General features: G+C 48.2%; 2 protein-coding genes. Both read right to left on the bottom strand.

The window, feature by feature from the left end; genetic code table 11:
* Window positions 1-117 precede the first annotated feature (117 nt).
* Window positions 118-291: a hypothetical protein gene (locus WB371_RS23725; protein WP_336222383.1), complete on the bottom strand. Its 174-nt coding sequence runs from the start codon at window positions 289-291 to the stop codon at window positions 118-120.
* A gap of 438 nt (window positions 292-729) precedes the next feature.
* Window positions 730-1616: PglL family O-oligosaccharyltransferase (locus tag WB371_RS23720; RefSeq protein WP_336222382.1), on the bottom strand; the 887-nt coding region annotated here is incomplete at its 5' end.

Here is a 1616-nt window from a genome sequence, read left to right as displayed (position 1 = left end):
GTAAAATTAATTGCTACATTATCCGCAGCATGGGACAGCAAACTCATAGCAATCCCCATTAGCGCCACCAGCAGATACGGAATATGACAGGATTCAGGTTTCATTTATCTCTCCAGTTTATTCATACGTCATGGCTACAGTAACGGGCGCATTTGCATTCCCGGTTGTCACCGCAGAAAAAATTGGTATGTAATGCGCGTTCCAGTTAGCAGGATACGCATTATCTGAGGGAGGACTCCCCACCAGAAATTTCTGGTTTAACTGCAATGCAACACCACTTTTATCCATCATCTGAATCCCCCCTGATGCTGCTCATGTATCCGTCATTATTTTTACAGTCCCAGCCTGACAGGCCTCAGCATTGATGGTTGCATTCCTCCTGGTATTGGCATTGCAAGCCAGCGCGATATTCACCAACACGGAGGTGGTTGTATGCCAGATTGATGTAAATTCTGCTGTTGTATAATCCCCAGTGTTATATGGCAGAGTGGCCAGGTTGAGAGATAAAGATGAAACACTCCCTGGACAGTCAGGCGAGATACACCCTCGACTCGCTGTCCGGAAGCAATAACCCCAACGCACTGAAAGCAGATAAAAAAAATACAGGCAACACAGAAGGTAAATAGCTGGCGATATTTCATCATTACAGCCATCCAGAATAAAAAAGGCTGCAAAGAAAATGCCATCACTTTCCCTGCAGTAAACTGGGTTTGCATTCATGGGACGACATCAGTGCTTTCGCGCGCCGAAACGCCTATCCCATGGAAATAATTGCTGATTTATTACAAACAACCGTCGCCCTTCATCATCACGACGGAGATAATGCAGGACCAGTATCTGGTTATATGAAGCATCCGGAGAAATCCGGAAACGCAACCAACGCGCATTTTCCATAAGAAAAAGAGACAGCAGGGCCGGTTCATGGGTTGCATTAAAGTCAGCCAGCAAAAGCGTATTTTTGTCATAGTCATACCGGCTCCGGTATAACCATGGAGCATCAGTAAGCGCCTTCATCTCAGCCTTTGCTCCCGATACCTGAGACTCATAGCGGCTGAGAATGAATCCGACTTTCACAGACCATGCCAGAAGTGCGATAAAATATGCGCACAGCATCAGGATGACGGCCCTGCCAGCCAGATGGCTGAAACGATAGCGACGTAAATCAACCGAAAGAGGCTTTCCGGTATCCACGCAAACCAGGAGTAGAATCACAACCAGGATGTGGGGTACGGAGTAATACAGGGGAAATTCTGTTTGTGTATGAAGCGCCACAGGTAATAAGGCCACCCAACTGGCGGGAATAAATGAACGGCTCTGCTGGCGAATAAGGCTTATTCCGCCAGCAATTATCAGGATGCAACCCAGCAGGCCTGCTATTCCCCCTTCCATCCACTGGTACAAAATTTCATTATGGGGATGAAGCATCAGCTCCCTGCCCGGATTCCCGCCAGGCAGACCGGCCATCCAGCGCTGAAAAATATACCCGAAACTACCCGTTCCCCATCCCTGAAAAGGGGCTGCCATAATAATGTTCCAGGTAACGCTAAGCGTCAGCCACCGCTGGAAGTTAGATTCGGCATGGTTAACTGACGGCGCTCCAGGCAGATGCAGGAGAA

Source organism: Citrobacter amalonaticus (assembly GCF_037053465.1).
Lineage (GTDB): Bacteria > Pseudomonadota > Gammaproteobacteria > Enterobacterales > Enterobacteriaceae > Citrobacter_A > Citrobacter_A amalonaticus_H.
The sequence above is the reverse complement of the archived record's forward strand: the minus strand, read 5'-3'. Positions and strand labels throughout refer to the sequence as shown.